The 24,499-nt window shown below is 59.7% G+C and carries 20 protein-coding genes; 4 read left to right on the top strand and 16 right to left on the bottom strand.

The genetic code is table 11. The features are described 5' to 3' along the window. Nucleotide 1: 1 nt before the first annotated feature. Entirely contained in the window at nt 2–412 is a 411-nt protein-coding gene (locus Q3981_RS01720; protein ID WP_303123265.1) for an HAD-IA family hydrolase, read from the bottom strand. 145 nt (nt 413–557) lie between these two features. Here Q3981_RS01720 and Q3981_RS01715 point away from each other — a divergent pair, with 145 nt between their 5' ends. Beyond that, entirely contained in the window at nt 558–1,196 is a 639-nt protein-coding gene (locus Q3981_RS01715) for a hypothetical protein (protein ID WP_303123263.1), read from the top strand. A gap of 51 nt (nt 1,197–1,247) precedes the next feature. Here the strand turns inward: Q3981_RS01715 and secA are convergent, their stop codons facing one another. The 6 genes from secA to mtrA all read right to left on the bottom strand — a co-directional run bounded on the left by secA (nt 1,248) and on the right by mtrA (nt 10,983). Further along, on the bottom strand, nt 1,248–3,983 hold the full coding sequence (secA, locus tag Q3981_RS01710; RefSeq protein ID WP_303123261.1) for a preprotein translocase subunit SecA: 2,736 nt from the start codon (nt 3,981–3,983) through the stop codon (nt 1,248–1,250). Nucleotides 3,984–4,281: 298 nt separating this feature from the next. Beyond that, nucleotides 4,282–4,977: a ribosome-associated translation inhibitor RaiA gene (gene raiA / locus Q3981_RS01705; RefSeq protein ID WP_303123259.1), complete on the bottom strand. Its 696-nt coding sequence runs from the start codon at nt 4,975–4,977 to the stop codon at nt 4,282–4,284. Between the two features lie 243 nt (nt 4,978–5,220). Next, nucleotides 5,221–5,961, bottom strand: a complete 741-nt coding sequence (locus tag Q3981_RS01700; protein ID WP_303123257.1) for a ComF family protein — start codon at nt 5,959–5,961, stop codon at nt 5,221–5,223. 24 nt (nt 5,962–5,985) lie between these two features. Next, nucleotides 5,986–7,884 carry an MtrAB system accessory lipoprotein LpqB gene (lpqB, locus tag Q3981_RS01695; RefSeq protein ID WP_303123255.1) on the bottom strand — a complete coding sequence of 633 codons (1,899 nt, stop codon included), beginning with the start codon at nt 7,882–7,884 and terminating at the stop codon, nt 5,986–5,988. After that, entirely contained in the window at nt 7,881–10,316 is a 2,436-nt protein-coding gene (gene mtrB / locus Q3981_RS01690; protein WP_303123253.1) for an MtrAB system histidine kinase MtrB, read from the bottom strand. Before mtrB ends, lpqB begins: the two co-directional genes overlap by 4 nt. Beyond that, nucleotides 10,309–10,983: an MtrAB system response regulator MtrA gene (gene mtrA, locus Q3981_RS01685; RefSeq protein ID WP_303123251.1), complete on the bottom strand. Its 675-nt coding sequence runs from the start codon at nt 10,981–10,983 to the stop codon at nt 10,309–10,311. The genes mtrB and mtrA overlap by 8 nt, the downstream gene beginning before the upstream one ends. 97 nt (nt 10,984–11,080) lie before the next feature. On the opposite strand from mtrA, the gene Q3981_RS01680 reads away from it, so the two are divergent. Then, on the top strand, nt 11,081–13,207 hold the full coding sequence (locus tag Q3981_RS01680) for a 6-carboxyhexanoate--CoA ligase (protein WP_303123249.1): 2,127 nt from the start codon (nt 11,081–11,083) through the stop codon (nt 13,205–13,207). A 55-nt stretch (nt 13,208–13,262) separates the two neighbouring features. On the opposite strand, the gene Q3981_RS01675 is transcribed toward Q3981_RS01680, so the two are convergent. Genes Q3981_RS01675 through Q3981_RS01665 form a run of 3 tightly spaced genes read right to left on the bottom strand, consistent with a single transcriptional unit; the run spans nt 13,263 to nt 15,259 of the window. Further along, complete coding sequence (locus tag Q3981_RS01675) at nt 13,263–13,922, bottom strand: dTMP kinase (RefSeq protein ID WP_303123247.1); 660 nt, start codon at nt 13,920–13,922, stop codon at nt 13,263–13,265. Nucleotides 13,923–13,976: 54 nt separating this feature from the next. Further along, nucleotides 13,977–14,795 carry a 5'-methylthioadenosine/S-adenosylhomocysteine nucleosidase gene (gene mtnN, locus Q3981_RS01670; RefSeq protein WP_303123245.1) on the bottom strand — a complete coding sequence of 273 codons (819 nt, stop codon included), beginning with the start codon at nt 14,793–14,795 and terminating at the stop codon, nt 13,977–13,979. Then, nucleotides 14,792–15,259: an S-ribosylhomocysteine lyase gene (locus Q3981_RS01665; protein WP_303123243.1), complete on the bottom strand. Its 468-nt coding sequence runs from the start codon at nt 15,257–15,259 to the stop codon at nt 14,792–14,794. The genes mtnN and Q3981_RS01665 overlap by 4 nt, the downstream gene beginning before the upstream one ends. A 324-nt stretch (nt 15,260–15,583) precedes the next feature. Between Q3981_RS01665 and Q3981_RS01660 the strand changes: the two genes are divergently transcribed. Further along, complete coding sequence (locus Q3981_RS01660) at nt 15,584–16,999, top strand: hypothetical protein (protein ID WP_303123241.1); 1,416 nt, start codon at nt 15,584–15,586, stop codon at nt 16,997–16,999. A 60-nt stretch (nt 17,000–17,059) separates the two neighbouring features. Here Q3981_RS01660 and manA read toward each other — a convergent pair whose 3' ends face one another. The 4 genes from manA to Q3981_RS01640 form a co-directional block, all read right to left on the bottom strand. After that, complete coding sequence (gene manA, locus Q3981_RS01655; RefSeq protein ID WP_303123239.1) at nt 17,060–18,400, bottom strand: mannose-6-phosphate isomerase, class I; 1,341 nt, start codon at nt 18,398–18,400, stop codon at nt 17,060–17,062. Between the two features lie 99 nt (nt 18,401–18,499). Beyond that, nucleotides 18,500–19,729, bottom strand: coding sequence for a hypothetical protein (locus Q3981_RS01650; RefSeq protein ID WP_303123237.1), 1,230 nt, complete (start codon nt 19,727–19,729; stop codon nt 18,500–18,502). Between the two features lie 11 nt (nt 19,730–19,740). Next, the gene (locus Q3981_RS01645) at nt 19,741–21,120 is read right to left on the bottom strand and encodes a phosphomannomutase/phosphoglucomutase (RefSeq protein ID WP_303123235.1); all 1,380 of its coding nucleotides are present in this window, start codon (nt 21,118–21,120) and stop codon (nt 19,741–19,743) included. Nucleotides 21,121–21,180: 60 nt separating this feature from the next. Continuing rightward, the gene (locus tag Q3981_RS01640) at nt 21,181–22,071 is read right to left on the bottom strand and encodes a DUF3499 family protein (RefSeq protein WP_303123233.1); all 891 of its coding nucleotides are present in this window, start codon (nt 22,069–22,071) and stop codon (nt 21,181–21,183) included. Between the two features lie 85 nt (nt 22,072–22,156). Here Q3981_RS01640 and Q3981_RS01635 point away from each other — a divergent pair, with 85 nt between their 5' ends. Further along, entirely contained in the window at nt 22,157–22,609 is a 453-nt protein-coding gene (locus tag Q3981_RS01635; protein WP_012732132.1) for a metallopeptidase family protein, read from the top strand. A 36-nt stretch (nt 22,610–22,645) separates the two neighbouring features. Here the strand turns inward: Q3981_RS01635 and Q3981_RS01630 are convergent, their stop codons facing one another. Then, entirely contained in the window at nt 22,646–22,957 is a 312-nt protein-coding gene (locus Q3981_RS01630) for a WhiB family transcriptional regulator (protein ID WP_046202810.1), read from the bottom strand. A gap of 589 nt (nt 22,958–23,546) precedes the next feature. Further along, a partial coding sequence (locus Q3981_RS01625; RefSeq protein WP_303123227.1) for an NDP-sugar synthase occupies nt 23,547–24,499 on the bottom strand: 953 nt, incomplete at its 5' end.

The following is a 24,499-nucleotide window of genomic DNA, read 5'->3' as shown; positions in this document are numbered from 1 at the left end:
CCTAGAAGTCACCATCCAGACCGAACAAGCCCGTCACCTGTACAACCGTCCGGTCAAACTGCTGGTACAGCACCCCGACCATTCCGGATTCCACAGCACCCTTGACGTTTTCGATCGAATCATCCACCAGAACACAATCGCTCAGTGGGAGTTCGATAGCGTCGGCAGCTGCCTGGAAAACTTCCTCCGACGGCTTATCCGCCCCGACCTCACCGGAAAGGACGACGGCATCGACGGTGCCAGAGCGTTCCCACTCGCGGATGGGATCTGCTTGGGGTCCGCCGGGATCATTCGACAAAACAGCGGTGGCCACGCCATTTGCTTTCGCTGCTTGGAGCAGGGCGCGCCACCGGTCCGCGTCCTCCTCGGACACGTCTAAAACGCCACAATAATCCACAATCAAACCTCTCATGACGCACTATCGTAATCGAACTTCGGATTCGATGCCCTGTCTCAGTGTGGGCGTGGCATATATGACTATGGAGTGGCATATCTCGCGCCGGATGGAACCAAGAGCGCATTTTTACGTCAAACCAAGTATGAACACTGCAACCACTATGAACTCAGCAGCGGAAGAAGCGATAGCCACCAGGTCGAATGTCCTAGCCCCTTCTCCGGTCCGACGCTTCACCGAACCGGACTGGCTAGCGCCCATCCCCGGTTTCACCTTGTTGTATCACGTCACGAGCCACGCAGCTCTGGATGCCACCGACTACACCAATGATCACGCGGACACCAGCGGGTACGTGGACACCAACGAATACGAGGAGAATCCTGCAGCGCAACGTTCTCTACTCAGCCCGGCACCATCCGAAGCCGGCTACTCACCAATTCCTCTGGCAACCCCCAATGCCGTAATCCGAAGACTCGTCACCATCGCGCTAGAGACCGCGAGCGGCCACCGGCCGCCATCCAAATTATCCCCCGACGATTTCGCCCCCGTTGTTCGTCAATCACTCACCACACTGTCCCGCCTGAGCACCAGACCCCATGCCCCCATCGTGGCGGGCCGGCTCATCATGGTGCACTGCTCGACGAACGAGGCCGAAGGAGAACGCCCCCGCTTTGTTGAATTCTGCGGAACGTGGCAAGCACGCCTCCCCCGGTCACACCAGCCAGGTCGGGTGCGAATACTGGCTGGTAAGGCGGCCAAAACCCGGACGTCCTACCGGATAGCGACACTCCGGTTCATGTGAACATCCGGGCACTCCACATGAACGGAGCCCTCCACGCGGGAGGGCAATCAGTTACCGAGCGTGACGTCCGCTCTTGCGCTGAGCCCGAGCAGCCGCACGACGTTCACGACGGTTCTTCGGCTGAGCCTCTGCGTCACCCTCATTCACTGCCGACGCAGAACCGGTCTCATCCGGCCCGGAGTAGCTCATCTGCACTTCCTGGCGCTCGCCCGCGAAGTCGGTCGCGTCGACTTCGCCGTCACCGTTGACGTCGGCATTTTGCTGCATCTTATTCGCTTCGATCTGCTGGCGAACCATGAACAGCTGCCGGACGGCCTCTTCCTTGATGCCGTCCTCCATCTTGCGGAACATGTCGCCACCCTCGCGCTGATACTCAACTAGGGGATCGCGCTGGGCCATCGCGCGCAAACCGATACCTTCTTTGAGGTAATCCATCTCGTAGAGGTGTTCGCGCCACTTCTGATCCACGACGTTCAACAGGGTGTAGCGCTCCAGGTTACGCATCTGCTCGTCGCCCCCGATGGCCTCAACGACCTTCTCAAGGTCCTCGTACTGGGCCAACGCGTCATCAATCAATGCCCGACGCAGATCTTCGACAGGAAGCTCCCCGGCCGGACCATATTCCGACGAATCGATGAGGGACTGCCAACTCATCGTCGGCCCATAGAGGCTCTCCAGGGCGTTCCACAATGCACCCAGGTCCCAGTCCTCAACGTACCCGTCAGCGGTCTCCGCATAGACGTACGCGGAGATGGTGTCGTCGATCATGGCGCGAACCTGGTCGCGCAGATCCAGGCCCTCGAGAATCTGACGACGCTCAGCGTAGATGACTTTACGCTGGGAGTTCATGACCTCGTCGTACTTCAAGACGTTCTTGCGCATCTCGAAGTTCTGGCTTTCGACCTGCGTCTGCGCACTCTTGATGGCGTTGGTCACCATCTTCGCCTCGATCGGGACATCGTCCGGCACGTTGAGGCGATTCATCATGGCTTCCATGGACGGCCCGACGAAGCGCGTCATTAGCTCATCGCGCATCGAGAGATAGAACCGCGTTTCACCGGGGTCGCCCTGACGTGCACAACGACCACGCAACTGGTTATCAATGCGACGCGACTCGTGACGTTCCGTGCCCAGCACGTACAGGCCACCGGCCTCGCAAACCTCTTTCGCTTCCTTCTTCGAGGCATCGCGAACGCGCGCGATCTCCTCATCCCACGCCTGCTCGTACTCTTCGGGGGTCTCCACCGGATCGAGCCCGCGCTGACGCAGGTTAATATCCGCGATAATGTCCGGGTTACCGCCGAGCACGATGTCCGTACCACGACCAGCCATGTTCGTAGCGACGGTGACCGCACCCAATCGGCCGGCCTGCGCAACAACCTGCGCCTCTTCCTCGTGGTGCTTCGCGTTCAGCACGCTGTGCCGCACACCCTTCGACTGCAGCAGGTGCGACAAGTACTCGGAGCGCTCGACGGAGGTCGTACCGACCAACACCGGCTGCCCCTTTTGCACGCGTTCTTCGATGTCGTCAGCCACGGCGCGGAATTTCGCTTCCTGCGTCTTGTAGACCAGGTCGCTCTTGTCGATACGCTGGTTGGGCCGGTTGGTCGGAATCTGGTTCACGTCGAGCTTGTAGATCTGGTGCAGCTCAGACGCCTCAGTCTCCGCGGTACCGGTCATGCCGGCGAGTTTGTCGTACAGGCGGAAGTAATTCTGCAGCGTAATCGTCGCCAAGGTCTGGTTCTCGGCCTGGATCTCTACGCCTTCTTTGGCCTCGATAGCCTGGTGCATGCCCTCGTTATAGCGGCGGCCCGACAGCACACGGCCGGTGAACTCGTCGACAATAAGGACCTCACCATTGCGAACAATGTAGTCCTTATCGCGAACAAACAGTTCCTTCGCCTTAATGGCGTTATTCAGGTACCCCACTAATTGCGAATTCTGCGGCGCGTACAAGTTGTCGATACCCAGCTGATCCTCAACCAGCTCGACACCTTCCTCGCGAATACCGACGGTTCGCTTCCGCTCATCCACCTCATAGTGAATATCGCGGGTCATCCGCGGCACAATCCGCGCGAAGGCCGTGTACCACTCCGACGTTCCCTCGGCGGGGCCGGAAATAATCAGCGGCGTACGTGCTTCGTCGATAAGAATGGAGTCAACCTCGTCAACGATGGCGTAATGGTGACCACGCTGCACCAACTCGTCCAGAGAGTGGGCCATATTGTCGCGCAGATAGTCGAAGCCGAACTCGTTGTTCGTGCCATAAGTAATGTCCGCGTTGTAGGCCTGGCGGCGTTCTTCCGGGGTCATGCCGGAGAGAATGACATCAACTTTCAGGCCCAAGAAACGGTGAACACGGCCCATCCACTCCGAGTCACGTTTAGCCAGGTAGTCATTCACCGTCACGACGTGCGCGCCTTTGCCCTCCAGGGCATTAAGGTATGCGGGAAGCACACAGGTCAAGGTCTTACCTTCACCGGTTTTCATCTCGGCGACGGAACCGAAGTGTAAGGCCGCAGCGCCCATCACCTGCACGGGGAAGTGCTTTTGTCCCAGCACTCGCCACGACGCTTCACGAGCAGTGGCAAAGGCCTCCAAGAGCAGGTCGTTAACCGTTTCGCCATCCTTCAGGCGCTGTTTGAATTCATCGGTCTTCGCGGCCAATTCCGCGTCGCTCAACGCTGCATAATCATCTTCAAGGGCGATGACGCGATCTGCGATGTTCTTCAGCCTTTTGACGGCGCGTCCTTCGCCAACACGGAGGATCGAGGAGAGTCCAAGCACAGGGAATGGTCCTTTAACAACTGTCGATTATGGATGGATAATGCTACCAGCGAGTGTATGCCCCACCAGGTGAGCATAGATAACACGGGCATTCTACTCGGTTGGCAGTATACGGTGTTGACCACTAACGGGTGAACCACGCCAACGTATCTGACTGCTTATCTGTCAACTTGTCTTGGGCCAGACATGAGAAAGCCGGCCCCGCAAGGGAGCCGGACTGGTCTCTTTGCCAACGCTGCGCGGCGCGCTGTACGGAAACAATGCTACCGTCGTGCAGCATCGGTGCTACGCAGAGACGTTACTTGTCTGCGTCGGCAGCCTCTGCCGCAGCCTCTTCCTCAGAGCCGAGGGTAATCAGACCGTAGTCGAAAGCGTGACGACGGTACACAACCGACGGCTTGTTGTTTTCCTTATTCACGAAGAGGAAGAAGTCGTGCCCAACCAATTCCATCTCGCTGAGTGCTTCGTCGACACTAATCGGTGTCGACGGGTGAGTTTTACGACGAACAATCTTGCCCGGCTCGAAATCCGCTGCGTAGGGGTCAACGTCGTACTTGCCAGGCTGCTCTGTCTTCTGCTCATCCTTGGCGTCTTGCACCAGTTGGGCCGTCGCCTCGCCCACGGAGATCGGTGTGCGGTGGCCGGAACGGCTAATCTGCCGGCGCACTTTCACCTTCCGGAGGCTACGCTCCATGCGGCCGATGGCGCTTTCCAATGCCGCATAGAAGCTATCTTCCTTTGCTTCCGCCCGAGCGATATGACCTTTGCCAGACGCCGTGATCTGAATGCGATCAGCACGGTCAGCGCGGCGCGGGTTAGGTTCATGCAACAGCTCGACGTGGAAGGAGGTCAACGTAGGATCCAGGCGTTCAATTTTGGCCAATTTCGCGTTAACCCTATCGGCGAAGTGATCGGGAATGTCAACGTTACGGCCAGTGAGGTGTACCTGGGCTTGTGGTGTGACAGCCTCATCTTTCTCAGCAGGTGTGGTCACGAGCTCTACCTCCAACACTAGGGGCGCCAGTGTCGCACGGACTGAATCGCAATAGCCTTATATGGCTTTTATCCAGTTCTTTTCCTGCGGCACTGTGTATGGCGCCGGTTCCACGGCAACCCGGCGGTTGCCTTCAAGGACACTTTCAAGACTACCTGGACGAGCTCGGGTTCGGGGGTGGGGGTACCCACAATCACGGCTGTGAGGACTACTAAACGGACATTATCAAGGGGGTTTAGTGGGCTAAGCGCTACACAACGCTACCCCCATCGCCGGATGCCACCCGTGCGCACGAAGGACGAGTACCGATTCAGCGCACGTCGATCCGGTTGTGACGACATCGTCCACGAGAATGACCTGTGGTGAGTGAGCGGCGGTCCGCGCCGTGCTTGCCCGTCTGCTCCTGGTGTACCGCTCCCACTCGCGCTTATCGACGGTCACAGCGCCGGACAGGTTCTTCCTCCGCGCGGTGGCAGAAAGCCCTACCTGGTCTCGCTTAGTCCCTCTGCTTCGCAGAACGGGGGCGACGGTGATATCGCCGCATATTGCCTGGGCGGTGTCCTGGCACCATCGCGTCACGAGATCGCCTCCCCTCTGGCGCGAGGCACGACGGGTCGTTGGCGCAGGGACAAGCACCCATGGCACCACCCTCGGATCGGGCAGGTAGCCGTTAGCCCACAGCCACCGGAATGTGCCCGCCATCAGCGCGCTGCACACGTCACGGGCATCACGTCGGCCGCGTTCCTTCGCGCCTAAGAGCACCTGGCGGTGCACACCTCCATACGACCCACTCACCACGATAGGAATACCGGGGTCCAGGCGTGGCGTCGTGAAGAAGGGAGGATCCTGCTGGCACAGGCGCTCGCATCGGACACACAACCCCGACGGTTCTCCCGGCACCGTGGGGTGCCCGCATCCCGGACAATTTGCGGGGAGGAGGAGATCCATGGTGGCGCGCGCGACCGAGCCAACAGTCCACCGCACTGGCATCATCCCCCCGACCGCGTGCTACCGGGAGACGATCGGCTGCGCGCGAATGCCCTGCAGGCCAGGCACTTCACGCCAGTTCTGCGTCGCTGTATCCGACGAGTTGTTCCGCTCCAACTGGAGCACAGACCGCGAATCGGTGATGTAGAGCTCGTTGCGCGTGGACGCCACGGCCGACACCGGGGCCTGCACGTTGTTCGAGGTCAGCCTGGTTGCATCGGAGCCGTCGGGTTGAACACTCCATATCGGCGCGTCCTGCGACTGCGTGCCAATTAAGAGCGAACCATCTGGTTGCCAATCCAAGCTCGTCGCGGTGTCGCCCACAAAAACCTCGCCCAGCTCGCGAGGAGACATGATGCGGCTCTTACCGCCCTCGCCCGGCGCGATAATCGCCGTGAACACGCGGCCGCCGATGATCATGGCCGCCCGCACGCCGTCGTTGGCGACGCGGAATTCACTGATTTTGTGGTCGTTATTCTCGTCGTCGCCGTCGTCGTCGCTGCGGAGTTGGCCTCGGAGAGCGTCGTTATCCACGATGTATTCGTTCTTGACGCTCCCGGACCCGGATTTGCTGTCCGTCCCGGTTTGGTATTCAACGCGGTGGATTTCTTTGCCATCGGCGACGGTCCAGGCCACTGTGCCGTCTTCTGACCAGGACGGCCGGGTGAGCGTTCGACCGCGCACAATGGGTTGCGCCGCCCCATCGGCGTCCTCCAGGCTATTCCGGGTGTCGGCGTCGGTATCCATCACGTGCCCGATGCGCAAAACACTATTGCCGCTGTCTGACTGGCCACGACCTTCGTCATCATCCCCGGTGTTGTCGCGTTCCACGACTGCAGCTAGACCACCATTCGGCGTAATCCCGGCAGAGAGGATCTTGCCGTCACGTCCGAATGGGCCACGATCACCAGTGGCGCCCGAATCCGAGATCATCACGAGACTTCCGTCCGCAACGGCGTGAAGGGTGTTCATCTCTGGCGGCTCAGGGTTGAGGTCAGAGACGTCGGACGCGTTCAGCGATTTATGCGCTTGGTCAAGCAGGGGCGCTCCATCCGCCATGAGGGTGAACGGTCCACGCACATCGGCGTGAATGAGTGTCCACACGATCTGCCCGGCGATCTTTTGGCGGTCGTCGCTACTGACTTGGGACAGCCCTTTGATATCGACGGTAGACCCGCCGGCTTTGTCGCTCTTCGCAGTAATCGACGTTCCCGCAGGCAGAGCGGTGCCAATGCCGGGCGCGAGTTCCTGGCGCGGCCCACTGGCTAGGAGCGACATGAGGCTTGATTCAATCGTGTCTTGCTGGGAATAGATCCACCGTCGGTCGGAGACTAAGTACCGGCCGGTGTGGTCCAAGAAGTACACCGAGTAGGCCCGATAGGTCTGTTCGAAGTCGACGCTCTGGAGGATGATGCCCTCGGGCACCGACGAAATTCTCCACTCGCCGTTGACCTTCTTTAGTTTGAATTGTGAACGGTAGTACCCGCTACGTGGGGTGAACGTTCCCCCATCGCCCAGAACGCCAATTGTGGAGCCCGACACATCGAAGGTCGCTTCATCATCCAACGGTTGACCCGACGAATTAATGTTGAGCTGCTGGACGATGAACGCATCATTACCGTCTTTCCATGAATCCGACGACTTGCTGGTCAGGAACGCGCGAGCGGCCTTGTGACTATGCGACGGGTGAGCTGAGGCCGAGAAGAACCCGCGGAGCACTTCGTCGGGGGCGTCTCCTTTTTGGGGCCCGGGAACGGTTGTGCCCGATTCCCCCGGCGCGTAGGAATGGATAGCTTTCGGATCGCTACGGCTGGGCAAAGTGGCGCACCCTGATACTGACGATGCCGCCCCGATGCAGAGTGCGGTGCTGACGGCGACGACACGTCGGCGTCGCGATGAGGGCCACGGTTTGTTCATCATTGGTCCTCCTCAGAATCGGTGTGAGCGGTTTCGGCGGGGTTGCCAGTATCGGTAGCGATGCCAGCATCGTCGGATGTGGTGACCGGCAGTGATCCGGACGGTTCGGGGTCAAAGTCATCCATTTCAGCGGTTGCGCGGAGTTCTTCTTCACTGATTTCCTCTAACTCCGTACCGTAATAATCGTTCTCGGCGGAATAATCATTCCCTTGGGTTTCAGCGCCAGCATTATCGACAGGTTTCCCACTGGTAGGAGCATTATTCTCGACGTTGATACCGCTGGCAGATCCGGCATGCGTCGTCGGCCACTCTTCACTCGGAGTGACTTCGCCTGTTGGGACTTCATCGGGAGCTGCCGTCGGTAATGCAGATTCAGCTGCCGACGCGCAGACTTCATTGGACTGATCTACATCCGCGCCTTCTGCATGAGCGCTCTGTATAGAACCACTCGTGGACGACTCGGCCGACGAAGCGAATAACGCTTGTTGACCATCCGATGAGACTCCGTGTTCATCCGTGATGCTAGCGTCGGCCGGGCCAGCATCTGGCATGCTTGAATCGCCCATCTCGCCACCAGCGCGACCATCATCGGCAGCGTAGGCATCGCCACCAGCTAGAGCCTCACCGGCACTCGCCTCGTCGCCTTCGGTTGGTTCGCTGACAGCGTGGTCCACAGCACCATACGTCTTCACAACCAACTCCGGATAGGACGCTAAGGTCGCGTCGGCCTTCTCCCCCACTGCGAGGTCCAAGGCAGCGTCATTCCCCGTCACGGGAACGTCGGGGTCAATCGGGAGTGTCAGGCGGAAACAGGAGCCGACCTTAATCTCACCGATCGCGTCGAGTTTGCCGCCATGCAACGCAGCATTCTCGCGGGCAATAGCCAGGCCCAGCCCGGTGCCTCCGCGGTGGCGCACGCGGGAGGGATCGGCACGCCAAAAGCGGTTGAACACAAGGTCTTCTTCGCCTTCTTTCAGCCCGACACCGTGGTCTAATACGATGATCGACACCGCCCGATCATTGCGTCGAACAGCGATATCGAGGGGCTTCCCCTCGGCATGGTCCAGCGCATTCTCAATGAGATTGCGGAAAATGCGTTGGATCCGTCGAGTATCAATGGGCATAAACAGCGGCTCGCTGGGCACATGGAAGCGAACAAGGACGTTGAGTTTCTTCGCCAGTTGGACGTTCAACAGCCACGCATCATGCAGCGCGCCCAGCAAATCGACCTGCTCGAGCGACAACTCTTCAACGCCGGAATCGTGACGGGAGATATCCAAAAGGTCGCTGAGCAGCCCCTCGAAACGCCCCAATTCTTTATTCATCAACGACGACGCACGACGCATCACGGGGTCAAGGTTGTCGGCGTTATCTTCGATGATGTCCGCAGCCATCCGAACCGTCGTCAAGGGTGATCTCAATTCGTGAGACACATCCGACGTGAACTGTTTTTGTAGGTCACCATACTCTTCGAGCTGTTTAATCTGCTTCGATAACGAGTCCGCCATGGAGTTAAAACTCGTGGCCAAGCGAGCCATCTCGTCGCGGCCATTCACCGCCATGCGCTCACTCAAGTGCCCTTGAGAAAACCTTTCAGCCGTGCGGCTGGCCGTGCGAACAGGGGTGGTGACCTGCTGCGCGAATGTCCAGACGATGCCGACCAGCACAACAAGAAGAATGATCCCGCCGCTGGATATCAGCCCGCGCATCAGCGCCAAGGTGGATTCGTCGTTATCCATCGGCAAGATCAGGTACAGTTCCAGCCCCTGCACATCAGAGGACACCGGCGAACCAATAATCAGGGCTTTATATCGACTGCCGTCGGGGCGTCGCAACGTATCGAACTGATACGCCACCTGATTGTCGTGAATAAAATTCCTGAGGCTTTTTGGGATCTGGGCGTTGTCGGGAGAGACGACGTCCTCGCCATTGATATCGGGCGCAATCAGCACCGGCTCATAGGCCGAGTTGACCGGGCCTGATGACGAATCCGACGCATCGGATCCTCCACCGCGCTCGGTCAAGGCAGTCCTGGCCGCGTTGATACGAACCTGAATCGAGTTCGAGGTGTCCGACGCGTCAATCTGCTGCTCCACAGCGCGCCGGGCCCTATCGATGCCATCTTGGGCGGCCTCTACCTTCGCTTGGGTGAGGCGCGTCGTCATGAAAGAAATGAGTGTGAAACCCAGAACGAACAGGACAATCGCCGACGCAATAAACATCCGCCCCACGGTCTTCACCTGGGCGGATGTCTGCCACTTATCGATGATTCGACGCCACAAACGCCGGATGCTCAGTGGCCAGCGGCTGTGGCCATCTGAGTCGTTATCACGCAGCGAAGGGCGGACAAGTGCACTAAGCCCCTCTTGATTCTTCGGATCAAAGAGGGGATGTCGTAATCGTCCCGGACGGGACTCTGGATTTCCGCTACTCACCGATCTTGTAACCCACTCCTCGGACGGCCTGGATCAGCTTCGGATTCTTGTGATCCTTTTCGACCTTGATCCGCAAGCGGTTGATATGCACGTTCAACACACGGGTGTCCGTGGGCTGCTTGTAGCCCCATACTTCCCGCAGCAGTTCCTCACGCGTGAGCACTTGCTTCGGCCGGCTAGCTAACTGGGTGAGCAGGTCGAACTCGATAGGGGTAAGTGGAATTTCCTTCCCATCGCGCTTCACGATGTGCCCCGGAACGTCGATAACTAAATCGCCGACGTGGATCGTGTCCCCCGTGGCCTGTTCGCGACGACGCAACTGCGCACGGACGCGCGCCACCAGCTCTTTCGGCTTAAACGGCTTATTAATGTAATCATCCGCGCCGGACTCCAAGCCCAGGACAACATCGACAGTGTCGGTCCGAGCGCTCAACATCACGATGGGCACCCCTGACGTCTTCCGGATAGCCCGGCACACGTCGACCCCGTTCATGCTGGGCAGCATGACGTCGAGCAAAATAAGATCCGGTTCCTCGTTGGATGCGGCGGTCACGGCCTCTGCACCATCACCCACTACGACCGTATCGAACCCTTCACCTTGAAGGACGATCATGAGCATTTCCGCAATGGCCGGGTCATCGTCGACAACGAGGATTTTTGTCTTCATATTCCTATATTCTGGCATATGGCTGGGACACAGTCGCAGCAACTTACGATAGCTCCGGGTATTCCCCTTCGTCAGATCCTCATAAAAGGAGTGTACGGTGCGGTTTAGCATCAAAATGCGGGCGAGCGCGCGGGTCTCGTCATCGCCCAGAACCAGCGACGGTGCACCATGTGATCGGCACATTTCTGGTGTGGAGCGCATCGTGTCGGCGTCGGACATCATGCGCACTGTGGCCGAGTTGGAACATCGGGCCTGGACGCATTCGAATGGGCGACCCGATGATGTTGTTGTCAGTGTCCACCGCGTTGACGAGGACGAGATCACCCATATCCCGGCTCTCACCCGGGAGACGCGTCATACACAGACTGTCGACGAGGCCCACCGCGCGGTCACGGAGATCCTTCGCGACGCGGGAATTCCGACCGCGAAGCACGCACTCGACGCACTGACGCGTATCCGGGGGATGCGCGGCGCGATGCTTCTTGACGCCGATACCGGGGAGCGTCGGGATACGAAAGATATCCGGGGAGTTCGTGTGACGGCGTTGGATAATGACATGCCGACGGGTGCCGACGCTGCCGAAGAAATGTCGTCCTCGACAACCGCGAAACCGTATTACTGTGAGGCGCTGACGCTGGCGTCGAAAGTGCAGTACCACCCCGCCGTATGCGCGGAGCTGTGCATTTCTGATGACCCTGAGTACACGACCGGATATGTGAGCACACCGGGGCACTACGTGCGGATCGAGAACATCAAACCCGCAGGCAGTCCCCAGGGCGGGCGCGTATTCCTTGTGCGGGGAACGGACGAGGAGATTGCTGACTGCATCGATTTCCTTGAGAATACCGCGGTCATTGTGCATGGAATTCCGTGGCCGCCGCAGGACAACCACTCGCCGCACCACGATGAATCCGACGCCACCCCTGCGACCGACCTCACGACTGATCTCACAACGTTCGCTGAGCAATCCCTTACCGCGTGGGAAAACAAGGGATTGCGGCGCTACCCGCTGGAGTTCTCGTCGGCACCCACGCCACACACGACCGTGTCAGGAGCTGAGACCGTGCTCTTCTCGTCGAGCAACTATTTGGGACTCAGCGAACATCCCGATGTCATCACGGCCGCGACCGAGGCTTGTAAGCTTTTTGGCGCCGGAACCGGTGGTAGCCGTCTGACCACGGGAAACTTCACGCTCCACACCAGTACGGAACGAACGCTAGCCGGGTTCACCGGGTACGACGACGCGGTGCTGTTCGGAACCGGGTATCAAGCCAACGGCGCTGTTCTGGCCACGCTGGCTACCGATATTCCCGATGCCCCCAGCACTGCGCCTGCCAACACACCCGGAATGACCATTTTCTCCGACGAGCTCAACCACGCGAGCCTGATTGACGGCATCCGGATGGCTACCAGGGGAAACGCGGTGGTCCACGTTTACCCTCACAAGGACATGGAGCACCTCGAGAACGCACTCGCCCAGTGCGCGAGCCCCAGGAAACTCATCGTGTCCGATGGCGTATTTTCCATGAACGGCGATATTGCCCCACTCCCCAGCATTATGCGGCTGGCGCGAGCACATGGTTCGTGGGTTCTTATCGACGATGCGCATGGCACGGGAACGCTGGGTCGGACTGGTCGCGGCATTATCGAGTATTGGAGCGACGCTCGACGTCAGGATGGCGGCGCGGATCGTGAGTCCGGCGCGGATTTATCGGACGACTCTGACTTGCGGCCGGACCTGCTCGTCATTACCGCGTCCAAGGCCCTCGGATCAGAAGGCGCGGCCGTGTGCTGTTCCACCCCTGTGGCTGAGTTCTTGCGAAACCGGGCGCGGGGCTACGTGTTTTCCACGTCCTCAGCACCGGCCTCAGTGGCGGCGACACAAGCCGCCGTCAGGGTAATTCTGCGCGAGCCCGACCGCGTCCGCCGGCTGCAGGATAACTCCCTCTACCTGCGCAATCAGCTGCGCGACCACGGTATCCCGCTGGTCGATGGGACAAGCGACAGCACCCCCATCATCCCGATTTTTATTGGCGACGAAGCCGACGCCGTTCGCATTTCCCAAGGGCTATCCGACCGCGGATTCCACGTCCCCGGAATTCGGTATCCCACGGTCGCTCGCGGGCAGGCGATTCTCCGCGTGACGACGATGGCCACACACACGCCCGACGATCTTGATCGCTTAGTCGGCACCCTGAGCGACCTCATGCCTCACTCGGCGTGACGTTTTAGTGACGCGGCGAAATCGTCAGCCGTCACGAATCAGGTGCTGACAGTTATCACGCATGTCGCAGGATGGCTCCAACAACTTCGGTGGCCTGCCGGGTGACGTCACCGGGTTTCACAACAACCCATGGAGACTGCCACTGATCGCGTGCTAATGCTTCATACGCTGCAGCCGTCCGCTGCTGCAGATCGCTATCCTTCTCAAACGCGTCGCGAGCGCGGGAAGCATCCTCGTCCTCGCGGGCCACGGCTCGCTCAGAAGCCAGGCGCGGTGGCGTCGATAAGAAAATGTGGAGATCCGGAACCGGAATACCTAGCCGCTCGAACTCGAGCTCAGCAATCCACGACACCGTGGGATTGTCCTGCGACGGCGATTGCCCATCCCACCCCGACCGCGCTGCGGTGTATGCAGCATTGGATGCGACGAAACGGTCAATGAGCACGAAATATCCGTCCTCCGACAACTCGGCGATGTCATCGGCGATCTCCGCGCGATCAAGGGCAAACAACGTAGCCATCCCGCACGCCGAATCGACGAGATCCCCCATCCCCCCATACAACGCGGACCGGGCCAACTGGGCATGTACAGAATCGTTATAGCGGGGAAAAGACACCAGCGCGACGGGCTTTTCCCTCTCCACCAGCTCTTTTTCTATGGCCGTGACCAGGGTGTTCTTGCCCGCGCCGTCGATGCCCTCACACGCAACAATCATGCACCGAGCCTACCGCGCGGCTAGGACATGGCCGGCAATGAGGCCGATGCCGACCTACACCCGACCAAGAATGTCGAGCGCAGCATTAGCCGCCTGGACCGAGGAATTATCAACCTCATCAAGGTGCACGGACGTCTCAGACTCCCCAATGACGTCGGTCACGGACCGCACCGAGATAAACGGCGTCTCATGAAGAACCGCCGTTTGCGCGAGAGCCGAAGATTCCATATCGACGACGGACGCGTCCGGGAAGACCTCGCGTATCGCGGCAGCCTCGGGGATGCCGACGAAGCGATCCACGCTGACGAAGCCGAGCGCTTTGGCTTCCATGGCATCTGCAGCTGCTAGCAGATCGCGGTCACCCGGGTAACCCGCGGTAAGGCCCGGCACCTGACCGCGCTCGTAGCCGAATGCCGTGAGGTCGAAGTCGCCCGGGACAACTTTCTCGCTTACCACGACGTCACCAATTGAGGCACGACCAGGTACAACACCGGCTGTGCCGATGGACATCACGCAGCCGATCTCGCCGGGCTCGGCGGATTGGCTCGCTGCGCCATTCGAGGATCCGTCGTTACTAGTTCCGTCGCTCACAACGGACGGCCCTAAACACAACCCAACAGTGGCCGCGTGCGCCGCGTTCACCAGCCCAATACCGCTGAGAAGCAGCAGGATGGTCTTGCCACCATGACGGCCCACTACAGCGTCGTGAATACCGGGAAGGTGGACGCTGTGAGCGTCGTCCAAGCGCGCTTTCAGCGGCTCGAATTCCTCCGGCATTGCCGCAATGAGCAGGGCTACGGATGAATCAGATTCGCCATAGGTACGCCCCGGGCGTGGAACGTCGGACATGACCGATGGTTCGTCACCGCTCACGCGAAAACCTGATTCCACTCATCGCTGTGGGCATCGAACTCTGCCAGCTCTTTCTTGGCACCGTCGAGATCGTGGTGCTCCGCCCAACCGCACGACTTAATTCCCGCGCCGGGCACGGAATCCCACTTCTCGATATCCGCGATAGCCTTCTTGACAGCGTCGGCAACTTCGTCCCAGGTGGGGCCGTCGGCAGTCGTGTCTACGGTCAAATAAAAACCGGTCTGGCACCCCATTGGGCCGAAGTCAATGACTCCCTTTAAGTGGTCGCGGAGCGCCTCGGCCATGCTGTGCTCGATCGCGTGCATCGTTGACATCTCGATGTGCGACTTGTTCGGCTGGCGGAACCGTAGGTCGTACTTGACGATCGTGTGGCCATCAGCGATCTCGTAATCGGATGCGCGCCGGATGTAAGGCGCAGCCACCTTCGTGTGGTCTAATTCAAAGCTTTCAACATTCTTTGGCACAGTGTTCACTCCTAACATGGTGGGTAGATATCAAGTTGCCGTTGTGTTTCGGGACACCTATTGAAGTGATTTTCATCACATTATAGATCATGTGATGTCCCATTTATGGCTCTCTACCCATGCTGCAATCCAGGCTATCACTGCTTTGCCCTGACCTTCGTGGCCTGATGGTGCAATCACGCGGCCGGCCGCCGCTCCCATATAAACCAGCACGTCCGTAGCTATTTTGTAACTCTTTTGTTATTCTCTTCCGCAGTTATTGATGCGAGTACCAATTCCCGCGGAAACAAGGGATGACGGCCGTCACTTAAGGGAGGCCACGGATTGACCAACAACAATCCAACCACGGGGAATAATTCCGAGTCCGAACGAACGGACGACTCACTACTCACGAATTCCTCGTCACAATCGACGCCGTCATCACGCTCTGCATCATCGTCATCATCGTCATCAATTGCCGACGGTTCCTCGCTCTCTGGTTCCAGCGACGGAGCTCAAACAGTGTCGTCGGAACGCGTCGTCTATAACGGCACCCCGCCGTCACGAGGCCGCCTCCCCATTTACACTTTCGTCGGAACTGGCCTGGTTTTCGCATGTGCGATCGGAGTAGGCGTCTGGAAGCTCTCCTCACCCGAGACAGCTTCGTCGACCACGAAGCACCCCACCACCGTCGAGACAGAGTCGGTGTCTTCAAATGACAGGACTAACGACGTTGAAGCCGCTGGTTCACAGGGGTCGAACGGTGGTGGCTCGTCCAACTCTTGGCAGGGGAATAGGAACTCCGGGAATGCTCAGAACAATAGTTACGGTCAGCTAGGTAACCAGTCCAGCAACCGGGCTAACAGCGGCGATAAGACCAACCAAGGCTCGAGCGGAAACAGCGCAAGCGGGAACAGCTCGCAGGGGAACAATTCGCAATCCCACGAGCAGCCGAACGCCAACGTCCAATGGGACGAGGACCCCATCTTGCCTCCTGGTACCAAGCGGGGTGAAACACACCTCGGTGCGCTCGGTGCCCCGCGCGACAACGGCAACACCGCAATGGGCCAGCACAGTGGCACATCTGATGCCAGCGAGTCCACGGATGACTCGGATAACGCGCCGGGAATCGGGCTGTGGTTTACCAACACGCCCGAAAGCCTGCAACGCGTCCTGAGCAGTAGCCAGTTGCACCAGACTAAGGAAATTCTCGACGACTCGGCCGCACAGGCACAGTCCGAAGCTGTCCCCATGCATCGAAACAAAGATGGCGTGTGGGTAGCCGACGACAACGACCACAAGAGAGAAGAGGTCAAAGGGAAACACAAGCCCTCGGAGCCACACAGCGTCCACCCGTCTAAGGGTGCGAAGCCCACCGACTCTTCGGATTCCCCTGGGTCATCGCAAGCGCCGGCGCCATCCGAACCATCTGCTCAGCCGTCACACGAACCCACTCCGACGGGTACCCAGAATGGCTCGAATTCTGGAGGTGGAGCTGCCGAACCGACGACGACCCACCCGAGTGCGGTACAAGCGCCATCTGGCCAGGGCAATCAGAGCAACCAGGGTGCCGGACAGAACAACCAGGGTGGAGCGCCGACGCAGGAGCGTACCGCGACTACTACGGTCACACCTGGCGCGCCACAACAGCAATCTGCTGGCAACGCTGCCACGGCAACTCGCGAAGCGCCCACTACCGCCGTTCCGCACACTACCGCCGCCACCGGGGCAAACAGCGCCGACAACGGCTCTGGCGAGTAGCCGCCCACACGGCGCTTCTAGCGCCGCCACTTCTCACCGGCAGCCCGGCGAGGTGGCGCGCTAACCTGCTACCGTCGCAACGAAAACTTCAGCGAGCTCGTCGCTGTTATTCGTCACGAGAGTGCTCTCTGCATCATCGGGAACCCACGCAGCCTTACTAGGCGTGAGATCCAGCGGCCCAAAACCATCACCGCGAATGTGGCCATCACCTTCAGACGCTGATGCGTCATCAACCGATGGTTGCGAAACATGAACAGTGCCGCGCGTACACAGGACAATCGCGGGCCCAACCAATGCCTCCGACAACGAATTCCCATCACTGGCCACACTCGAGACCGCAACCGACTGGCCCGGATTCAGCTCCCAGCGCTGCAAACGGAACTCCGGCGCCGGCGTCGGATAATAAACACCCTGCGCAGAGGGCTGCGAACCTGCAGACTCACCTGAGCCCGACCCCTCCGTCGTTAATTGATTCGGAGTAATCACAGGATCCGGCAGAGGATCGAACGAGAGCACCCGAACCAACTCCGGAACATCAATATGCTTTGAGGTCAACCCACCTCGCAGCACATTGTCCGAGTTCGCCATGATCTCCACGCCGAACCCGTGAACGTACGCATGCAGCTGGCCCGCGTTGAGGTAAATCCCCTCCCCCGGTTCAAGGCGAATGTGGTTGAGCAACAACGCGCAGAGCACGCCAGGATCGGACGGGTAACGGTCGGCCAGTTCGATCAGATGGTCGGCAACAATCGCGAACTCCGTCTTACCACTATCACGGTAGGCCCGAGCCCCCTCAACAACAGCAGCGATCAGCGTTTTGCGTTGGTCAGAGGGAAGAGTAATCCACGTCGTGACCAAGCTGCGCAATCCTTCAGAGGGAAGAATTCCGGAGATCAGCACGCGGTAGCGCTCTAATTCCGGCACAGACAACGCGTCGAAAAGCTTGAGAGTCTGTTCAATCGGGCGGAAACCGCACATCGCGTCGAACTGCGTGAGCGCCACGATCAATTCGGGCTTGTGGTTATCATCGCGATAATTCCGCTCCAGCGCATCACGCGCGATACCCAGGGTGTCCTCCCGCGCACACCCCTCTTCGGCCTGTTCTTTCGTCGGATGGGCCTGCAAGCTCAATGGCTTATCCGCAGCCAGCAGCTTGAGCAAGAACGGCAACCGCCCCTCGTACGCTCGGGACATACCCGCGCCCAGCGCACTGACGGAATCCGAGGCGATGAGCACATCCAGGGGTTCGCCGTCCACTGTTGCCGGGGCACCCGGGTGGGCACCAAACCACATTTCTGCCTCCGGGTGATCCGACGGCGTTGGCCGGCCAGCCATTTGCGCTATCGCCGTGCGCGACCCCCACGGATACGTACGAATTGCCCCAGTGAGCGGCTGAACCATCTAAACCTCCGTTAAAAATATCTATCGTGCAGCGTGACATGCTGGCCAAAACGATGTGCTGGCCACAAAACTTATGCGGACAAGCTACCTACACCGTCATCACTCCTGAGCAACAACATAGGCAGCAGCAGCCGCGCACCGCGCAGCCAACACACAGATATACGCGACCGCGGAATGAAGATCCGACGCCGTCAGATCCACCACCGTCACCGGCCGCGCATCAAAATACCTCTCGAGTCTACTGAGCTCCTGCTCCGAAGGATATGCCCGCGACACCCCCGCATCAGGCTCATCATTCCTCCCCCGGCCCGAAGAATCCCCCAGCCCCGGCACTACCACAGCAGCCAGCGGCTGAACCGCAGGGGCATCCAAGAATGGATCATAAAAAATTGACTTATCGACGTCACTGCTGGCGCCGCCCGACCCAGCTGCCATATCCCCCGACGAATCGATGGCCATATCCATCGACGTCCCCCGGTGAAGATCCGAGTAGAACCGAGCGAGCTCAGCGGTATCGGCGGTAGCAGCGACAATCCCATGATGAAGCAGCCGCATCGCTGCGAACGAAGCAACATGCCGGGTGGCGCCATTGCCTGCAATGACCACACGATGATCCTTCATCCGCAACCCCAGTTGACGCGCAGGGTTCACGGACTCATCACGCTCGGGACCACTAGCTTCCATCTCACGGTCGACGGCATCTGCCGCATAGTCCAACACGCCTTGAATCGGCAGCTGGCCGACAAGACCACACCCGCCCGTCACGGTAGCCACATACCGCCCCCATGATTCTTCTGTGACACCCGGAATGTCCGGGACAACGAGGCCATACCCGGCGCCTGCTTCCGCAACAGGTCCCGACGTCGGCGCAGCCACCATAACCATCGCACCGACCTGGCGGCACCGCATTACGGCTTCCTCCGCTTCACGGTCCGCAGGATCCGGCGTCAGGACAATCACGCAATCCATTGCTCCCACGTACCGCGGCAGACGGTCCACCACCACGATGGGGACCGACGGGTCCGGAATCAGCGCGACCGCGGCACGAGCAGCGTGAACTGCGGTATCCGAACACGCCACAATCACAACGCCGCGAGCAACGTCGGGAATACTTTTCGCGAAAGAACGGAGATCCTCAGAGGAATCGTCGGTCGTGTCGTCGGCAATACCGAAAAAGTCGGAACGCAGACTTTCTGTGCTGGAGCCGTCGGGCGTGCTCTCGATCGTCGGGCGATCAAGGACTGACATCACGTCAGATAGTGATCGGGCGACGGCGCGGATGCGCGCGCCTTCTTGAGCTACCGTGACAAGCGTTTCGCGGGGGTACACAACGGCCTATTCTAGGCGCGAATAACCGCTAAAACATCCGAGGTGAGGGCATCGACGGCCTCACGGGTCTTGGCCTCTGCGTTCAATCTGAGGAGCGGTTCCGTATTCGAGGCGCGCACATTGAACCACTCGCCATCCCCGAGCTCAACGGTGAGACCGTCGAGTTCATCCATGCTCTCTGCACGGTCGGCGTATGCTGCACGCACGGCCTCAACCCGCTCCCGCTGGGCCTCGGCGGAATCCAGACGCGAGTTGATCTCACCGGAAGCCTCGTACCGCGAGTAGTGGTCCATGAGCTCCGACAGGGGCTTGTCCTGCGAGCCCAGCGCGGCGAGCACGTGGAGGGCCGCCAACATTCCGGAGTCGGCGTTGAAGAACTCAGTGAAGTAATAGTGAGCGGAGTGCTCGCCACCGAAAATGGCGCCCGTCTCTGCCATCGTCGCCTTGATGAAGGAATGGCCGACGCGGGTACGCACTGGTTTCCCACCGTTCTCCGTGATCATTTCGGGGACGGTGTGGGAGGTGATCAAGTTGTGGATGATGGTCGCGCCCGGCTTCTGGCTCAGGTAGCGCTCAGCGATAAGCGCACAGATCGCGGACGGCGTGACAGGGTTGCCCTTTTCGTCGACCACGAAGCACCGATCGGCGTCGCCATCGAAGGCCAGTCCGATGTCGGCCTTCTGGTCAACCACGAATTTCTGGAGGTCCACGAGGTTCTTCGGCTCCAGGGGGTTAGCCACGTGGTTCGGGAACGTTCCGTCGAGCTCGAAGTACAGCGGGCGAATATCCAGAGGAAGGCCACCGAGAACGGCGGGGACGGTGTACCCGCCCATTCCGTTGCCGGCATCCACCGCGACAACGAGGGGACGCGAGGAGGTTAGGTCGACGAGACTATTGAGGAACTTCGCGTAGCCGGGCAACACATCTTTGTCCGTAGCTTCACCCCGGTCGCCGTCATACGCCGGCACACCGCGCACGAGGTCATCCTTGATCTCAGCCAATCCGGTTTGCTCACCCACCGGCCGAGCTCCCGCGCGGCACATCTTGATGCCGTTGTACTGGGACGGGTTGTGGGAGGCCGTGAACATTGCTCCCGCGCACTTCATGCTCCCGGATGCGTAGTAGAGCTCGTCGGTCGAGCACAGATGGACCTTGACGACGTCGAGCCCCTGGTCCATGACTCCCTCGGCGAAGGCGTCGGATAGCGATGGGGAGCTTTCCCGCATGTCGTGCCCGACGGCGACTGTGGATTCCCCCTCCGACCGGAGCAGACGAGCAAACGCGGCGCCGACCTCTTTCACAAAAGCTTCATCGATGTGCTCCCCGACGACCCCCCGGACGTCGTAAGCCTTAATAACGGAGTCAACAAATGAGCGATCGCGCGCAGGCACGGGAATCCTTTCGTCTGAATAATGTTCGCAGTTATCTTACACGGGCTTGACTTATCGATGTCACCTATCGCCATCCGGATCCGGGTCTGGAACGGCGTGAAGATGGCCGCGCTTCCGCCCCGGAATGTTATGCAGCGACGGGTGCCGAACTTCCGACGAGTCCTGTGTCCGCGACCACCCCTGCGCGGGCTCGTGTGGTTCTGAATGGTTCGACGCTCCCCGTCGCATCGTCCTTGTCGACGGTTCCTGCTCGGTCCCGGCGCGGTGGGATTCAGCCCGGTTATGGGGTGCGACGTGTGACGCGTGGTGATTGTCCGGCCGCCGGTGACGGCCCGTTTGGCCCGTCGTGATGACGGACCTTCCATAGGAGGACTCCACGGTGGGTTCTTCCCCACGGCCACGCCACAGGCGACGACGACGCTCCCGCTCCTTCGCTGCTTGAAGGAGGGGGGATTCGATCTCCCACTCGGCGTCATCGTCGGAGTTGGTTTCGGCGTCATATGTGGTGCCTTCGTTGCGGTGGCGTGTGGCCTCACCGCGGTGTCCGTTTAAGCGCGAAATAGTGTCTTGAATATCAGCAACTGCGCCCTGGGGTGCGTCGGTATGACGAGCGCCAGAACCGGCACCGAACTGAGCACCGGGACCAGCAACGGAACCGGCGTCGACACGGTGGTCGCCGCCCTGTGGATCATTGACGCTGTCCAAGAGCGCTGTCATATCGTCGACACCATCGACGTCGGGCTCGTCGCGAATAACTGTCCACCCCTCGGGCGGGCGGAACTGCGCGGAATGGCGCGCACACAAATCCCAACTGTGAGGATTGTCGTCTGAGGAGAGGGGGCCGACGATGACTGTTTCCTCCGCGTGCGAATACACCAAGGTCGCAGCTGCGGGTCGGCCGCAACCGGGGCGGCAGCACAGTCGCTTCTTATTCACGCGCTTTTCGTTCACGTCGCATTAGTCTAGCTGCCCATGTCCTCAACGCCGACGGCGTGGATGATTCATCCTGTCGGCGGCGCCCATTAGGGTTGGTGGCATGGATTATTCCCGCCGAGCTGAGCGCCACGGTCGTGGCATACGTGGGCCGATCTTGCCCCCCGAAGTTCCGCGGTGGACCAGCCGCCCGGCAGAATTCGACCAAGCCGTTCTAGACGCCTACGCCCCGATCCACGAGCAATGGTCGGAAGAGTTAGAACACCTGGACATCGCACTCGACACTGTGCCACGCATGCGCTCCCGCCAATTGACGACGGTGTGGCCCGACGAAGTGGTGGCCGACGGCGCAGTCCCCCTGGGTCGGCTGATACCTGCCGGTGTCGACGATGATGGCCGTCCGACGCGACCCCGGATTGTTGTTTTCCGACGCCCCATTGAAATGCGCACACAGAACATGACCGAACGGTCAGAATTGCTCCACTACATTATCGGGAAGTTGGTGGCCACGTATTTAAACGTCGAGCCACGCATGATCGATCCAGATCTGGAATGAGCCGGCGTAGGAGCCGGCTGCTTTAACCCGGCCGCTTTAGCCGATCTGTCTCTTCAGACGACGACGCTCACGTTCGGATAACCCACCCCAAATACCGAAGCGTTCGTCGTGTTCGAGAGCGTATTCAAGGCACTCGTCACGAACCGCGCAGGCTTTACAAATACGTTTTGCCTCGCGGGTTGAACCACCCTTTTCAGGAAAGAAAGCCTCAGGGTCTGTTTCTGCGCAGAGAGCTTGTTCTTGCCACTCTTGCTCCACAGAATCGAAAAGGATATCAAAGTCCTCGGCAAGGTCGGACGAGTAGGAGGCATCGCCAGGCTGGTCCGGCTGTGTAACTTCCTCTCCCATGAGCGCATGGAGGGTAGCGCGAGGGAAGTGCGCGGATGAATCAGCCATGCCTCTCCTTTTTGGTTAAACGACGTGGTCGCGCCGGGGTGGATGGCTACTGGCACGCGTCGCGGTATTCACATCAAGGGTCATTCATGCGGTCAACGGGCCGGCAGGCTAGCACTACATCTTGTGGGGTCTTATGTTGTGCAGGCCGGCACGCTTCTCGCACACTTTCCGCCTGATATGCACCATTCGCCCTGTTAGAGAGCCAAATGTGCCTGGAGAAACCAGGCATTACCACTCTCGCAAGGACAAACCAAGCACATTTTCCGTGTCGGCGGAAAGTCTTTCTACAGGACGATTACACACGTGTAATTCGAATACGTCAAGCCCCGTCACCTGCGCAAACACGCCACATAAACCCCTTTAGTCACATCTGTCACGCAGGTTACATAGGGGCGCTGACCCTTTTTCGGAGAAAACACGACATACCCTCATACTTAACCTGCAGACCACTAGATATTGTGGTCTACCGGTTCTGTATGATTAATATACGTTTCCTTACCAATTTTTCATCAATGGGTGGGATAGATCCTTCCCGCAGAGGCTAAACGTCGGTAGAAAACCTAATTCCGCTATCGGGGATATTCACCCCGGGCCATACGCGGACACCATCGATCAGTTCACACCGCGCACCGATCACGGCCCCTTCGCCGATCACCGCGTCGCGAAGAACAGCACGGGCACCAATCCGGGCCCCGGCGGCAACGATGCAGCGCTCCAAGGTTGCGCCTGCCTCCACTTCGACACCGTCGAAAAGGACCGTCGTATCTAAGCGGGAACCGCCGCCGACTTCACAGCCACGGCCCACGTAGGTGCCACCGAGCAAGAGCGCACCTCCGCCGATCTGTGCCGACGAGTCGACCAGGGCTTCCCCGGTCTTCCCCACCAAAATCGGCGAATACGCAATGCCCCGCACCAGGTCCGAGCTACCGCGGACGAAGTCAGCCGGCGTACCCATGTCGCGCCAATACGCCTGGTCGACGTGGCCATACACACGTAGACCGTCGTCAAGGAGTTTCGGGAACACCTCCCGCTCAACGGACACGACACGGTTCTCTGGGATGCGGCCGATAATTTCGCGCTTAAAGACGTAGCAGCCGGCGTTGATTTGGTCCGTCGGCGGATCCATCGTCTTCTCTAAGAACGCCGTCACCCGGCCGTCCTCATTCGTCGGCACGCAACCAAAAGCACGCGGATCGGGAACACGCACCAGGTGCATGGTGACGTCCGCATCCTTCGTCGCGTGGGTTCCTAACACCGCGCGAAGGTCCGTGCCGCCCAACACGTCGCCATTAAAAACGAGGGCGTTATCGTGGCGGAGCGATGGCAGCACGTTACGGATACCGCCGCCCGTGCCGAGAGCCTCTTCCTCCACGACATACTCGATCTCGAGGCCCAGGTCCGAGCCGTCACCAAAGTGCTCCTGGAACACTTCTGCTTTGAACGACGTTCCCAGCACGACGTGGGTCATCCCGGCCGCTTTGATCCGGCCCAGCA

This window comes from Corynebacterium sp. (assembly GCF_030530965.1).
In the GTDB taxonomy this organism is placed as follows: domain Bacteria; phylum Actinomycetota; class Actinomycetes; order Mycobacteriales; family Mycobacteriaceae; genus Corynebacterium.
The sequence above is the reverse complement of the archived record's forward strand: the minus strand, read 5'-3'. Positions and strand labels throughout refer to the sequence as shown.

What these genes read in the sequence shown, in the direction of transcription:
- Q3981_RS01720 (WP_303123265.1), bottom strand. Translation starts at nt 412, where the DNA reads ATGAGAGGTTTGATTGTGGATTATTGTGGCGTTTTAGACGTGTCCGAG.
- Q3981_RS01715 (WP_303123263.1), top strand. Translation starts at nt 558, where the DNA reads ATGAACTCAGCAGCGGAAGAAGCGATAGCCACCAGGTCGAATGTCCTA.
- lpqB (WP_303123255.1), bottom strand. Translation starts at nt 7,884, where the DNA reads ATGATGAACAAACCGTGGCCCTCATCGCGACGCCGACGTGTCGTCGCC.
- mtrA (WP_303123251.1), bottom strand. Translation starts at nt 10,983, where the DNA reads ATGAAGACAAAAATCCTCGTTGTCGACGATGACCCGGCCATTGCGGAA.
- Q3981_RS01675 (WP_303123247.1), bottom strand. Translation starts at nt 13,922, where the DNA reads ATGATTGTTGCGTGTGAGGGCATCGACGGCGCGGGCAAGAACACCCTG.
- manA (WP_303123239.1), bottom strand. Translation starts at nt 18,400, where the DNA reads ATGGTTCAGCCGCTCACTGGGGCAATTCGTACGTATCCGTGGGGGTCG.
- Q3981_RS01635 (WP_012732132.1), top strand. Translation starts at nt 22,157, where the DNA reads ATGGATTATTCCCGCCGAGCTGAGCGCCACGGTCGTGGCATACGTGGG.
- Q3981_RS01630 (WP_046202810.1), bottom strand. Translation starts at nt 22,957, where the DNA reads ATGGGAGAGGAAGTTACACAGCCGGACCAGCCTGGCGATGCCTCCTAC.